At 64.4% G+C, this 13,666-nt stretch carries 10 protein-coding genes; 2 read left to right on the forward strand and 8 right to left on the reverse strand.

The features are described from left to right. Positions 1-333 precede the first annotated feature (333 nt). Both rho and trxA read right to left on the reverse strand, forming a co-directional pair. The gene (rho, locus tag C41B8_RS00765; protein WP_037333106.1) at positions 334-1,593 is read right to left on the reverse strand and encodes a transcription termination factor Rho; all 1,260 of its coding nucleotides are present in this window, start codon (positions 1,591-1,593) and stop codon (positions 334-336) included. A 393-nt stretch (positions 1,594-1,986) separates the two neighbouring features. Then, on the reverse strand, positions 1,987-2,313 hold the full coding sequence (trxA, locus tag C41B8_RS00770; protein ID WP_037332793.1) for a thioredoxin TrxA: 327 nt from the start codon (positions 2,311-2,313) through the stop codon (positions 1,987-1,989). A 359-nt stretch (positions 2,314-2,672) separates the two neighbouring features. Here trxA and C41B8_RS00775 point away from each other — a divergent pair, with 359 nt between their 5' ends. Together C41B8_RS00775 and cysQ are read left to right on the forward strand one after the other, a co-directional pair. Next, a complete protein-coding gene (locus C41B8_RS00775) occupies positions 2,673-3,989 on the forward strand; it encodes a DEAD/DEAH box helicase (RefSeq protein ID WP_051882605.1) in 1,317 nt (438 codons plus the stop codon). Between the two features lie 78 nt (positions 3,990-4,067). Further along, complete coding sequence (gene cysQ, locus C41B8_RS00780) at positions 4,068-4,868, forward strand: 3'(2'),5'-bisphosphate nucleotidase CysQ (protein ID WP_037332795.1); 801 nt, start codon at positions 4,068-4,070, stop codon at positions 4,866-4,868. A 55-nt stretch (positions 4,869-4,923) separates the two neighbouring features. Here the strand turns inward: cysQ and C41B8_RS00785 are convergent, their stop codons facing one another. From C41B8_RS00785 to uca, 6 genes are all read right to left on the reverse strand, one after another. Beyond that, positions 4,924-5,373, reverse strand: coding sequence for a universal stress protein (locus C41B8_RS00785; protein WP_037332796.1), 450 nt, complete (start codon positions 5,371-5,373; stop codon positions 4,924-4,926). Between the two features lie 121 nt (positions 5,374-5,494). Further along, positions 5,495-6,277, reverse strand: coding sequence for an N-acyl homoserine lactonase family protein (locus tag C41B8_RS00790; protein WP_037332798.1), 783 nt, complete (start codon positions 6,275-6,277; stop codon positions 5,495-5,497). 88 nt (positions 6,278-6,365) lie between these two features. Beyond that, positions 6,366-7,043 (reverse strand): hypothetical protein, encoded by a 678-nt coding sequence (locus C41B8_RS00795; RefSeq protein WP_037332801.1) that lies wholly within the window; start codon positions 7,041-7,043, stop codon positions 6,366-6,368. Further along, entirely contained in the window at positions 7,040-8,080 is a 1,041-nt protein-coding gene (locus tag C41B8_RS00800) for an isopenicillin N synthase family dioxygenase (protein WP_037332803.1), read from the reverse strand. Before C41B8_RS00800 ends, C41B8_RS00795 begins: the two co-directional genes overlap by 4 nt. After that, the gene (gene atzF / locus C41B8_RS00805) at positions 8,080-9,912 is read right to left on the reverse strand and encodes an allophanate hydrolase (RefSeq protein WP_037332806.1); all 1,833 of its coding nucleotides are present in this window, start codon (positions 9,910-9,912) and stop codon (positions 8,080-8,082) included. Before atzF ends, C41B8_RS00800 begins: the two co-directional genes overlap by 1 nt. Then, positions 9,909-13,526: an urea carboxylase gene (gene uca, locus C41B8_RS00810; RefSeq protein WP_037332808.1), complete on the reverse strand. Its 3,618-nt coding sequence runs from the start codon at positions 13,524-13,526 to the stop codon at positions 9,909-9,911. The genes atzF and uca overlap by 4 nt, the downstream gene beginning before the upstream one ends. Between the last annotated feature and the right edge of the window lie 140 nt (positions 13,527-13,666).

Here is a 13,666-nt window from a genome sequence, read left to right on the forward strand (position 1 = left end):
GTCATCGACTAGGTGGGCGCATCCCGCCGGCGCTACGTCTCGACGTGAACCGGCGAAGCCGGCGCCGTGCCGGGTGCTTTTCTCTTGGTTACATCTGCCGAGCAAGCAAGAGAAGTGACTCGCGCTGCAGCGCGAAACCAAAGGCCGGCGAAGACCCGCGAACTAGACTGTTCGAGTGCGAGGTCGGCGGTGCTGACCCAGTGCATGGCTTAGTCGTATCTACCCATGCCTGAATCCCCGGAACTCGCCGGGATCGTGGCCCCGCTATCCGCGATGAACCAAAAAAAGCGGGCCGGAGCCCGCTCTTTTTTTGGCCGTGATCGACGGCTTTGACTAACGCTTCATCGATTCGAAGAATTCGGCGTTGGTCTTGGTCTGCTTCATGCGATCGATGAGCAGTTCCATCGCCGCGAGATCGTCCATGCCGTGCAGCAGCTTGCGCAGCACCCACATGCGCTGCAGCTCGTCCTGCGGCACCATCTTCTCCTCGCGGCGCGTGCCGGAGCGATTGACGTGGATGGCCGGGTAGACCCGCTTCTCGGCGATACGGCGATCCAGGTGGATCTCCATGTTGCCGGTGCCCTTGAACTCCTCGTAGATGACTTCGTCCATCTTGGAGCCGGTTTCGATCAGCGCCGTGGCCATGATGGTCAGGCTGCCGCCCTCTTCCACGTTACGCGCGGCACCGAAGAAACGCTTGGGCTTCTGCAGAGCGTTGGCATCCACACCACCGGTGAGTACCTTGCCGGACGACGGCGCCACGGTGTTATAGGCGCGCGCCAGACGGGTGATGGAATCCAGCAGGATCACCACATCCTTCTTGTGCTCGACCAGGCGCTTGGCCTTCTCGATCACCATGTCGGCGACCTGCACATGGCGGGCGGCCGGCTCGTCGAAAGTCGAGGACACGACTTCACCGCGCACCGAGCGCTCCATCTCCGTCACCTCTTCCGGGCGCTCGTCGATAAGCAGCACGATCAGATGACAGTCGGGATGATTATGCGCGATCGACTGGGCGATGTTCTGCATCATCATCGTCTTACCGGCCTTGGGCGGCGAGACGATCAGGCCACGCTGGCCCTTGCCGAACGGGGCCACCAGATCGATGGTGCGCGCCGTGATGTCCTCGGTGGAACCGTTGCCGAGTTCCATGTGCAGCCGTTCGGTCGGGAACAGCGGCGTGAGGTTCTCGAACAGGACCTTGCCCTTGGACTTCTCGGGCGGGTCCTCGTTGATGTCGTCGACCTTGAGCAGCGCGAAATAGCGCTCGGATTCCTTCGGCGGCCGGATGCGGCCGCGAATGTTGTCGCCGGTGCGTAGCGCGAAGCGCCGGATCTGGCTGGGCGAGACATAAATGTCGTCGGGCCCGGCCATGTAGGAAGATTCGTTCGAGCGCAGGAACCCGAAGCCGTCGGACAGGATCTCCAGCACGCCGTCGCCATAGATGCGCTCGCCCGACTTGGCGTGCGCCTTGAGCATGGCGAAAATCAGGTCCTGCTTGCGCAGGCGGGAGATGTTTTCCAGGTTCATGTCCTGGGCCATCTCCATCAGCTCGGCGGCGGTCTTGCGCTTGAGTTCGGTCAGATTGAGGATCGGGCCATCGCCGGCGACGCCGGCATAAGCCTCGAATTCCGCCTCGTCGATATCCTCGTTCGGCGGATTGTTCGGCCCCTTGTTGCCACCGGACCGGCCACGATTACCGCCGCTCTTCTTATTATTGTTGCTGTTATTGGAGGAGCCGCCGTTGTTGTTCTTGCGACGCCGGCCGCGACGGTTGTTGTTGCTACCGCCGTTGCCACCATTGCCACCGTTGTTGTTATTGGATGACGAGGTGGAATCCTTGGGCTGGCGTTCTTCAACAGTTTCTTCGGACACGGTTATATACGCTCGTTCGGGATATGTCGTCGCCCGGTCAGGCCACGAGTCGAGGATGAAGGTTCGGCGCGTGCCGCCAATCGCCCTCGGCGGCACGCGGGTCGAATCAGACTAGATGTGCTGATCGACAAATTCGGCGAGCTGGCTCTTGGAGACAGCGCCGACCTTGGTCCCGGCCACTTCGCCGTCCTTGAACAGCATCAGGGTCGGAATGCCGCGTATACCGTAGCGCGGCGGCGTATTCGGGTTTTCATCGACGTTGAGCTTGGCGATGGTCAGCTTGCCTTCGTATTCGTCGGCGAGCTCGTCGAGCACCGGGGCAATCTGCTTGCAGGGGCCGCACCATTCGGCCCAATAGTCCACAAGGACAGGACCGGAGGCCGACAGCACGTCGTTTTCGAAGCTGTCGTCACTGACTTTGACGATGTTTTCACTCATGAGCGTCCTCACGTCTGGAGCAGGACAAATGATAGAAGCGGGTTGATTGGCTTTCGATCCGTAGAAGATCAAAGCCTCAGACACCTAATTAGGGGCGCGGGAAATGTTTGCAAGCTTGCCAATGACCAGCGACCCGGTCGCCAAGATCACAAGCTGTTATAGTGCGGGTTGCACGAAACAAGCGCCAGAAAGCGAGTTGATGCAACTCGAGCATACAACGGTTCGCTGCATGCATAATCTTCGCTTGTATTGGAGCTAATCTCAAGCATTTTTTCAACCCTTTTCCAAGGGCCCGTTGATGCTTTCGGACAAAAAACGATGACGGGCCCTAATCGCCGACCCGGCGCGAAGAGAATTCAATGAGCGAGAGTGACACCATCGCAGACGCCAATCCGCGCAAGCTGGTCACCGAGACCCGGCTGGACACGCTCGGCCTGCACGAGACCATCGTATCCGGCCTGAACAAGCGCGGCTTCACCCATGCCACGCCGATCCAGGCCGAGACGCTGCCGCTGGCGCTGGCCGGCGGCGACATCGCCGGCCAGGCCCATACCGGCACCGGCAAGACGGCCGCGTTTCTTCTGGCGACACTGGATCGCCTGCTTCGACAGCCGCCCGAGCCCAGCGATCAGGCGCCCTCCGGCGCGTCGCAGCCGCGCGCGCTGATTCTGGCGCCGACGCGTGAACTGGCCGACCAAATCTACCAGGATGCGCTGCCGCTGGCCGCCGATACCGGACTCAAGTGCGTGGTGTGCTACGGCGGCACCGGCTACGATACCCAGCGCCAGTCCATCGCGGACGGCGTCGATATTCTGATCGGCACCCCGGGCCGCCTGATCGACTATTACAAACAGAAGGTCTACACGCTTAAGGCGATCGAAGTCGCCGTGCTGGACGAAGCCGATCGCATGTTCGATCTCGGCTTCATCGACGACATCCGTTACATGTTCCGCAAGATGCCGCCGCCCGGCAACCGCCAGAACCTGTTGTTCTCGGCGACCCTGTCGCACCGCGTGCTCGAGCTCGCCTACGAGCACATGAACGATCCGAAACTCGTGCGCACCGATACCGAGACGGTCAACATCGATGCCATCGAGCAGAAGCTCTACCACGTGTCCAAGGACGACAAGCTCGCCCTGTTGATCGGGACCCTGCGCCGAATCGGCGACGGCCGGACGCTGATCTTCATCAACACCAAACGCATGGCCGAACGCATTCAGGACACGCTGGTCGCCAACGGCTTCAACGCCGCCACCCTGTCCGGCGACGTGGCCCAGAAGAAACGACTGCGTCTGCTGGAGGAATTCAAGAGCGGCGAGCTGCCGATCATGGTGGCCACCGACGTCGCCGCGCGCGGGCTGCATATTCCGGACGTGTCGCACGTGATCAACTTCGATCTGCCGCAGGACGCTCAGGACTACGTGCACCGTATCGGCCGCACGGCCCGGGCCGGCAACACCGGCCAGGCGATTTCGTTCGCCTGCGAGGAATACGTGTACTCGCTGCCCGATATCGAGGACTACATCGAGCACAAGATCGATGCCGAGATGCCGACCGAGGATGAATTCGTACACGACTTCACCCCGGCCGCGCCCCGCAAGCGCAAGCCGCGTGGCGGCCCGAACCGGCGTCGGCGCAGCGGTGGCGGCAATCGCCGGTCATCGGGCAACCGATGATCGATTGCGCCCGGCTTGTGCGCACCCGCAAGGCCGGTATGATGCGATGTTTTACTGCGAACGCCACGGCCTAGGATCATGGAGATCAACCGCGAACTGCTCGATGCTGTCTGCCGCATCGCCGTCGAGGCCGGCGCGAAGACGCTGCCGATCTACCGCAGCGATTTCGACGTCGCGACCAAGGACGACGATAGCCCGCTGACCCAGGCCGATCTCGCGGCGCATCGCTCGATTGCCGCCGGGCTGTCGGCGCTCACACCGGATACGCCGCAGCTATCCGAGGAAGGCGCCGACATCGACTACGACACGCGCTCGGAATGGCGCGAATACTGGTTGATCGACCCGTTGGACGGCACCAAGGAATTCGTCAACCGTAACGATCAGTTCACGATCAACATCGCACTGATCGAGGATGGCCGGCCTGTGCTCGGCGTGGTCTATGCCCCGGCGCTCGACCGGCTCTGGTTCGGCGCGCATGGAGTCGGCGCTTTCCGGCGCGAGGGCGACGGCGAGATCGAAGCCATACAGGTCAGCCCGGCTCGAACCGAGAAGCCCCGTGTGCTGGTATCGCGCTCCCATCGTTCGGATGCCATCGAACAGCTGCTGTCGAAGATGGACGACTACGAACCCGTCAGCATGGGCTCGTCGCTGAAGTTCTGCATCATCGCCGAGGGCGAAGCCGACTTCTATCCGCGGCTCGGCCCGACCAGCGAATGGGACACCGCAGCCGGCCACGCCGTGCTCAAGGCCGCGGGCGGTTACGTCACCGATGCCCGAGGCCGCCCGCTGCGCTACAACGAAACCGACAGCCTGCTCAACGACTGGTTCATCGCCTATGGCGACGACGGTTACGACTGGCTATCGTACGTCCCCAAGTAGCGCAAGCGCAGGCCGCACTCGATCGCCGCGGCGGACAAGACCGCCGCGGGCCGTTTTACGTCTCGATCGACGGGTCCTGGGCGATCAGCAAACTGCAATCCAGACGATCAAGCAACGAAGCGCCCACCGAGCCCTGCCACCAACGCGCCAGAACACCGCGGCGCTGGTGGCCGACGATCACTAGATCCACCTCCAGCTCGCCGGCGAGCTTGGCGATCTGGTGCGCCGGCTCGCCGACGCGGACATAGCCCTGGGCATCGATCCCCTTGGCCTTGAGCATGTCCACGCCCTCGGCGAGGATCTTCTCCACCCGCTCACGCTCCGACTCGTACATGCTCTCGGTATAAAAGCCTTCCGCGGCGGCTACTGCACCGGTCAGCGGCACCACCGCCAGCAAATGTGTGCGCACCTCGCCTGCCCCCAGAAGTGGCAACGAGCGTCGCAAGGCGATACGCCCCTGTTCGCTGCCGTCATAGGCCAGAAGAATGGTGTCGAAGTTCTGCATCGGATCCCTCGGCGAACCATCAAGTCTGCAATTTCTTGATACCACGGCCCGCCGGTATTCGTCATCTAGCATATAGGCTTAAAACATCAGCGCTTAGCGCTGGCCGAACATCGCCATCGGCTCATTCCCGAAAACCCGGAAAGGCCGGCAGCGTGCGATAGAAATCGAAGTCGTGATTAGGCCAGAGCTCGGCGCCTTCTTGCGCTGCCAATTGCTTGAGCCGTCGAATGCTGTCCACCGCTTGGGTTTCGCGATCCTGCCAGCAGTAACCCGGGGCGATCTCGTCGTCCAGATTTTCCATCAGATCCGCGGCATCTCCGCATAGAATCACCGGCGGCCCCTTGGGCAGCTCGATGAACAACGACATATGACCGGCGGTATGGCCCGGCGTCTCGATCGCCTGGATGCCGGGGGCCGGCGAGTATGCCGCCGGCTGGATACGCCAGTTGTCGCGCTCGGCGATTTCATCGTCAAAGATGCCGCTGACCTCGCCGGTATCGGCCGCTTCGACCTCGTCGCGATGAATATGTACCTCGCAGCCGGGAACATCGCATAGCCCGCCGGCATGGTCGAAGTGCAGATGACTGAGAAATACCAGATCGATATCGTCCACGGTCAGGCCGAGCCGTTGCAGATATTCGGGGATGCGCTGCGTCTGGGACATCTCCGGCACGTCGAAGGTCGGGCGCATCGGTTCCAAATAACGGGCACGCAGTTCCGGCGTGGCGATCTTGTGGTAGTCGCAGCCGACATCGAACAGGATGCGGCCATTGCGCGTTTCGATCAGATACGCCAGGATCGGCGCCTCGATATAGACCCCGTGACCACGGCCGCGCGTGGACACGGTCTTTTCATAACGATGCGTAGCCGTCAGCAATGGCCTGATGCGTAATGCGCCGCTCATCCGTTGGCCCTCCAGGTTATTGATTCGGGAAAAACCCGATCCGCCAGTCTTGTATTTTCAAAGGCTCCACGGCCGCTGGGAGCTTTTCTTACCGGGCGTCCGGTACTTCGCAGAGGTCGCCGATTCGCCAAGGATGGGTCGAACGCGCGACGCGCCATCCGTCGGCGTCGCGGCACAGATAGCTGACCTCGGTCGCCGCACGCCGGGCGAGCGCGGCGCCGGCCAATGTTTCGGGCGCTTCCAGCAACTCGTGGTCGGCCTCCAGCGACGGCCGGGGGACGATACGAAACGCATGCGTGCCCTGCTGCAACCAGACCGGCAGACCGACCTCGTCGATCCGCGCCACCTCACCGGTCGCATCACCGGACGCGACCTTCTCCCAGCGCTCGAGATAACGGCCGTCCGGATGCTGTTCTTCGAGCAGACGGTCGGAGAGAAACCGCATCGCGCCGATGTCCTTATCCAGTCCCGGCGCCATATCCACCAATCGATGCCAGGTACAGAAGCGGCCCTCGACGATCGTACGCCCGGCGAAAGCCGTCAGCCCGGCGATCCAGATCAACTGCATACGATCGCAGTCGGCGAGGCTCCCCACACCAGTGAAATCGGGCATATCGACCGGAATGCGCAAGTCGGCATGCCAGAGGCCCGTCTGTAGCCAGTACACTTCGGTGGTCGTATCTTCGACCACGGACGGACCGGCCGCCGGCTCGACATACAGTCGGCGCCGCCACAAGCCGCGATAGCGCGCCGGTACCTCGCTCACGAGGCGTCGCCGTGACGGGCGTGCTGGCCGAAGGTCGCCGTACCGCGGGCCCCGGCCGGCAGGGCGATCTCGCCACGCGCCAGGCGCGCCTGCAGATAATTGAAGGTCTGGATGGTCTGGGCGTAGAGATGTTCGCCGGCCTGCAGCGGCTCATAGTTCGCTGCACCATCCCGCGCGACCAGATGCGGTAGCGGCGCGACCTCGGTGTGATAGTCGCAAGCAAAGAACAACGGAAAGCTATAGCGCTCTTCCGGCACCTTGCGTACCCGGTGCGACGTGGCCACGAACTCGCCGTTGGTCCAGATCTGGAGCATGTCGCCAATATTCACCACGAGCGCCCCCTCGCGATACGGCACGCTGATCCATTCGCCAGCGCCGTTCATCACCTCCAGCCCGGCCGCGGTCGGCAGCAGCAGGGTGAAGCACTCATAGTCGGTATGCGCGCCAATGCCCTGAGCGTCTTCGGCCTCGGCATCGTAGGGGTAATGGATCAGCCGGAGCTGGCTCGGCGGTTGGGTCACATGCCTGGAAAATTGATCGGCCGGCAGATCGAGCGCGACCGCGAACGCTTCCATGAGCGCGCGGCCGACCGCGAACGCGTCTTCGTAATAGCCATAGACTGCCTCGCGGAAGCCCTCCAGATCCGGCCAAACATTAGGACCGAGCATGGGCGTGCCTGCGGCCTCGGCCCAGGACATTTCGAAGGCAAGATCAAAGGCTTCCTTGCGATCCGGTTTATTCGGATCCGGCGATTCTTCGCCCGGGGGTACATAGCCACGATGATGGGTCGAGCGGCCGATGTAGTAATCCATCTTGCGGTCGTGATCGAGGGCAAAGAACCGCTGGGCCTGGCTCAGCAAAGCCGCGCGGCGCGCCTCGCCGATGCCATGCCCGACAATCTGGAAAAAACCGACCTCGCGGGCCGCACGTGCCAGTGCGTCCGCGACCTCGGCGCGAGCCGCCGGGTCGCCGCTGAACAGGCCGGCCATATCGATGGTCGGCACACTTGCGAAGTCGGCCGGTTGTCCGGGATTCATCAACAGATCTCCTGTTCGGTGGTCGATGCCAGCCAGGCCCGCCAGCCGCCAAAGGCGCTGATTTCGATGACCTCGGCCTGGGAATCCAGGGCCCCGGCGGCACAGATGAAACCGGTCACCGAGCGATCGTCGGCCAGCGTGACCCGGCCCAGACCGAGGGGCGCTGGAATACCCGCGAGGAAACTGCCGATGCTCGCCATGGGCAGCCGCCACAATTCGACCGCGATCGCCTGCCCTGCCTCGGCGTCCTCGATCAGCGCCGGGCGCGGTGGTTGATCGGCGGTAAGCGCGAACAATCGATATCGAGGCGCCGTTTCGGTCACCGCCGTGCGCCGGCCGCCGCGTTCGACCAGCTGATGGTTCAAGGCCAGACCGTCTAGATGCGCACCGCAGACGGCGATCTCCAGGGTCCCGTCGCCGGCCGGCGGCAGCGCCGGCAACGCCGGGCGCGGTCGCCCGGTTGCCCCGAGCGGCAGATCCAGCCGTGCCTCGAGCGCGCGCGCCAGGCTCAGCAACGACAGATCGGCAAACGCCGGGCCGAACAGCGTTACCCCGCCCGGGCGCCCGTTTTCGCCGATCGCGATCGGCACGGCCAGCGCACTGTAGTCGAGCAGATTCATGAAATTAGTCCAGGTGCCGAGCCGCGTATTGACCGCGACCGGCTCGGCCGCCACCGCCGCCTTGCTCGGATGCGCGACCGTCGTCGGCGCCAGCATTACGTCGACCTCGGCCAGCAGACGATCGGCCGCGCGCTTGTGCTCGGACAGGCGATAACCGGCATCGAAGGCATCCAGCGCGCTCGGCGCCCGCCCCGCTTCGATCACCTGGCGGGTAACCGGATGCAGCGCGTCCGGCGAGCGCTCGATCAGCGATCGCACGGCGTGATAGCGCTCGGCGACCCACGGACCGCCGTAAAGCAGCCGGGCCGCCTCCAGCATCGGCGTGCAATCGATCTCGACCGGTTCGCCGCCGAGCGCGCGCAGCTCGCCGATCGCGGTCTCCATGCAACGGCTGTAGGCGGCATCGGTCTGCCATTGATTGCGCGGCGGCACCCCGAAACGAAAATGCGCCGGCGGCCGGCCATAGCGCTGGCCTGCGATCGCGAAATCATGCGCGCGTGCCTCGGCACAGTCCCCGTCGAAGACCGCCGCGACATCGAGAATCGCTTGGGCATCGTCGGCCGTCAGCGCAAACAGGCTGATCGTATCGATGCTGCGACAGGCCGGGACCACGCCGCGATTGCTCAACAAGCCGACGGTCGGCTTGAGACCGAACAGATTGTTGAAACAAGCCGGCACGCGACCGGAGCCCGCCGTGTCGGTGCCGAGCGCGAAGCTGACCTGGCCGGCCGCCGTGGCCACCGCAGAGCCGCTGCTGGAGCCGCCGGGGATGTAATCGGGATCGAAGGCATTGCCCGGCACGCCGTACTCGGCCGGCGCGCGTTCGCCAACCAGGCCGGTGGCGAACTGATCCAGGTTGGTCTTGCCGAGCGGAATCGCCCCGGCCGCGATCAGCTGTTCGACGACGAAGGCATGCTGCGTGGGCACATAGGCGAATGCCGGGCAGCCCGCCGTGGTCGGAATACCGGCCAGGTCGATGTTGTCCTTGATCGCGAACGGCAAACCATAGAGCGGCAAGGTCTCCGGCGATTCGCCGTCGAGCGCGGCCAGATAGGGTTCGAGCTCGTCGACGGTCAGGCGCCGAATCCAGGTCGGATCGGAGCCGCGTGCGGCGGCCTCGGCCAGCAGCTTGGCCACCAGGGCGCGAGGCGTCAGCTCGCCGCTGCGATAGGCAGCGTGCAGCGTAAATCGGGTCAGATCGCGGCCGCTCATACCGAGGCCTCCGTGTTGGCGTCGACAATCACGACGGGCTGGCCGGCGGTGACCGCCCCGCCTTCCGCGATGGGCAGGCGCGCGATGCGGCCGGGCCCGCGAGCCACGATCTCGACTTCCATTTTCATGGACTCGACCAGGGCCACGACCTGGCCCTCGGCGACCTCGTCGCCGACCGCGACCTTGAGTTTCCACAGACTGCCGGCCACCGGGCTATCGATGGCGGCTTCATCGGCTCCCAGCTCGGCGGTTTCGCTGGTTTCGGGCACGTGGTCTTCGAAAGTGAACTGCCCGTTGGCGCGCCAACGTGCCATCTCCTCGGCAAACGCGGCCTCGCGTTTTTCCTGAAAGGCCGCGATCGCGTCTTCGCTGCCGGCCAGATTGCGCTCGTACTCGGCCAGCGAGAAGCGCACGGTTTCGGTTTGCAGATCGAAGCGGCCATGCAGGAATTCGGCCCGGATCGCCATCAGCTCGTCGTGCGTGACCTCGTAGAAAGACAGCTGATCAAAAAACCGCAGCAGCCAGGGCTGGGTGAAATGCCGGGTCTCGCGATAGCGGTTCCACATCTGCAGCGTCCGGCCGACGAACTGATAGCCGCCCGGGCCTTCCATACCGTACACACAGAGATAGGCGCCGCCGATACCCACCGAATTCTCGGCGGTCCAGGTGCGGGCCGGATTGTATTTTGTGGTCACCAGGCGCTGGCGCGGATCCAGCGGGGTCGCGACCGGCGCGCCCAGATAGACATCGCCCAGCCCCATGACCAGATAGCGGGCATTGAACAGGATCTCGCGGATCTCGGCTTCGCTGTCCAGGCCGTTGATACGCCGAATGAAATCCAGATTGCTGGGGCACCAGGGTGCATCCGGGCGCACGCTGCGCTGGTATTTCTCGATCGCTTCGTGGCAGGCCGGATCGTCCCAGGACAACGGCAGATGCACCAGCCGTGATTCGACTTCCAGATCCTCGACCTCGCGCAACTCGCGCTCGGCGGCCTCAAGATGGGCGAGCAACGCCGCCAGCGTCAACCGGTTCGGATCGTAGTGGATCTGCAGCGAGCGAATGCCCGGGGTGAGTTCAGCCATGCCGTCGATCGGATGCTCGCGCAGCCAGAGCATCCAGGCATGGGCCCGAAAGCGCAGCGCGATATCCAGCGTCATCTCGCCGAATTCGATCAACAGGAAATCGTCGCCCGCCTGCCGATAGACCAGTTTTTCGCCGGCAGTCTCGGCGTCGAGTTCGCGCAATATCGGCGCCCCGCGCTCGATCGGCCGTTCGGGCTCGGGCACCACGGCGAGCGTTTCGATCAGACTTCGTTGGCGGGCCTCTAGCGCTCGCGCGGTCGCCTGGGAAACCGGCACGAACCGTACCGTATCGCCCGCAGCCAGCTGACCGAGCTTCCAGCGCTCGGCGCGCACGGTCGTGGCCGGACAGACAAACCCACCGAGCGAGGGCCCGTCCGGCCCCAGGATGACCGGCATGTCGCCGGTGAAATCGATGGTGCCGAAGGCATAGGCATTGTCGTGGATATTCGACGGATGCAGGCCGGCCTCGCCGCCGGTCTCGCGGGCCCACTCGGGGCGCGGACCGATCAGGCGGATACCGGTGCGGCTGGAATTGAAGTGCACTTCCCAGTCGTGGCTGAAGACGGTGTCGATATCGGCTTCGGTGAAGAAATCCGGCGCGCCGTGCGGGCCGTACAGCACGGCGATCTCCCAGTGCCGCTTGCCTTCGCGGGTCTCGCCGAAAGTCGGGCGCAGTTCGGGGGCCAGGCTGCGGACCGGCACCGGCTCGACCGCCGCCAACGGCAAGGTATCGCCAGTGCGCAGAGCACGCCCGGCATGGCCGCCGAACTGACCGAGGGTGAAGGTGGACCGGGAGCCGAGATAGCGCGGGCAGTCAATGCCACCGGCGACGAGCAGGTTGCAGCGCGCCCCGCCCTGAACGCGCCCGAGCACAAGCGTGCCGCCGGCCGGCACGTCGATCACCTGCCAGGGCTCGATCCCGGCATCGTCCAGGCGCGCCTCGATCGGCGCGCCCGCGAGCACGATCTGGGTCGCTCGGTTGAAGCGGAGGGTCGGACCGGCCAGCGTGATTTCCAGACCGGCGGCATCGGGCGCGTTGCCCAGCAGTCGGTTGCCGAGCGCAAACGAGAAATCGTCGAACGGGCCGGAGGGCGGCACGCCCACATCCCAATGGCCGAGCCGGCCCGGCAGGTCCTGAATCGTGGTCAACGGGCCGGCGTCGAGCACTTCAAAAGTCGGCGGCGCCCAGTCGAGAGCGCCCAGCCAGCGGGTATGGATATCCGCTGCGGCAAAGCGCGTATCGCGCAGCACATGGGCCAGCCAGCTCAGATTGGTTTCGATGCCGTAGACCCGGCTGGCGTTCAACACCTCGGCCAGCCGCGCCCGCGCGCTCTCGCGATCGGCGCTATGTACGATCACCTTGGCCAGCATCGGGTCGAACAGCGGCGAGACTTCGAGACCGGCCTCGATCGAATGATCGATACGCAGATCCCGCGCCTCGGGGAACGCCACTTGGGTCAGCAGACCGGCGCTGGGGCGGAAATCGTGGTGCGGATCCTCGGCATAGAGCCGGGCCTGGATCGCATGTCCGGTCGGCGCCAGATCCCGCGTCATCTCGGCCAGATCGAGCGCCTCGCCGGCACCGAGCCGCAGCATCCAGTCGACGATATCGACGCCCCAGACCGCCTCGGTCACGCCGTGCTCGACCTGCAGCCGAGTATTCACCTCGAGGAAATAGAAGGCTTCGCGGGCGGCGTCGTAGATGAACTCGACCGTGCCGGCACTGCGATATTGCACGGACTCGCCAAGGGCGACGGCCGTGGCCAGCAGATCGCGGCGTACCGGCTCGGCAAGCGCCGGCGCCGGGCACTCCTCGATCACCTTCTGATTACGACGCTGGGTGGAGCAGTCGCGCTCACCGAGGGCAACGACCGTGCCGGCCCCGTCGCCGAAGATCTGGACTTCCAGATGCCGCGCCCGGGCGATATACGCTTCCAGAAACACCCCGGCATCGCCAAAGTTACGTTGGCCGAGTCCGCGTACCGAATCAAAAGCCCGTCCGAGCTCCGCCTCGTTCTCGCAGACCTGCATGCCGATACCACCCCCACCCGCGGTGGATTTGAGCATCACCGGGTAACCGATCCGCGCGGCTTCGTGCTTGGCGGTTTCGACATCGTCGAGCAGCCCCGAGCCCGGCACCAGCGGCACGCCGGCGGCCTCGGCTAGACGACGCGCCTCGTGCTTCAGCCCGAAGGCACGCACCTGCTTGGCAGTGGGGCCGAGAAAGACCAGGCCGGCATCTTCACAGGCGGTGATGAATTCTTCGTTTTCCGAGAGAAATCCATACCCCGGATGAATCGCCCCGGCGCCAGCCGAGGCCGCAATATCGAGCAGTTTGTCGCGATCGAGATAGGTGTCAGCGGCGCTGCCCTCGCCGAGCGGGTAGGCCTCGTCGGCCGTTTGCACGAACGGCGCATCGCGATCCGCCTCGGCATAGACCGCGATCGATCCGATACCGGCCGCGTGCAGGCTGCGCTGGATACGCGTGGCAATCGCGCCGCGGTTGGCGATGAGAACTTTGTTGAACATGGCTCGATTTCGCTAGGCGCGGGTCGTCCCGCGGGAACTCGCAACGCCATGAGTCGTCCCATGGCTGTTTTTAATGGCCCGCCAATAAACGCGAACAAGCACAAGACAGTCCTCCGCGGATTTCGCAGATGACGCAGATT

This window comes from Salinisphaera hydrothermalis C41B8 (assembly GCF_000732535.1).
Classification (GTDB): Bacteria; Pseudomonadota; Gammaproteobacteria; order Nevskiales; family Salinisphaeraceae; genus Salinisphaera; species Salinisphaera hydrothermalis.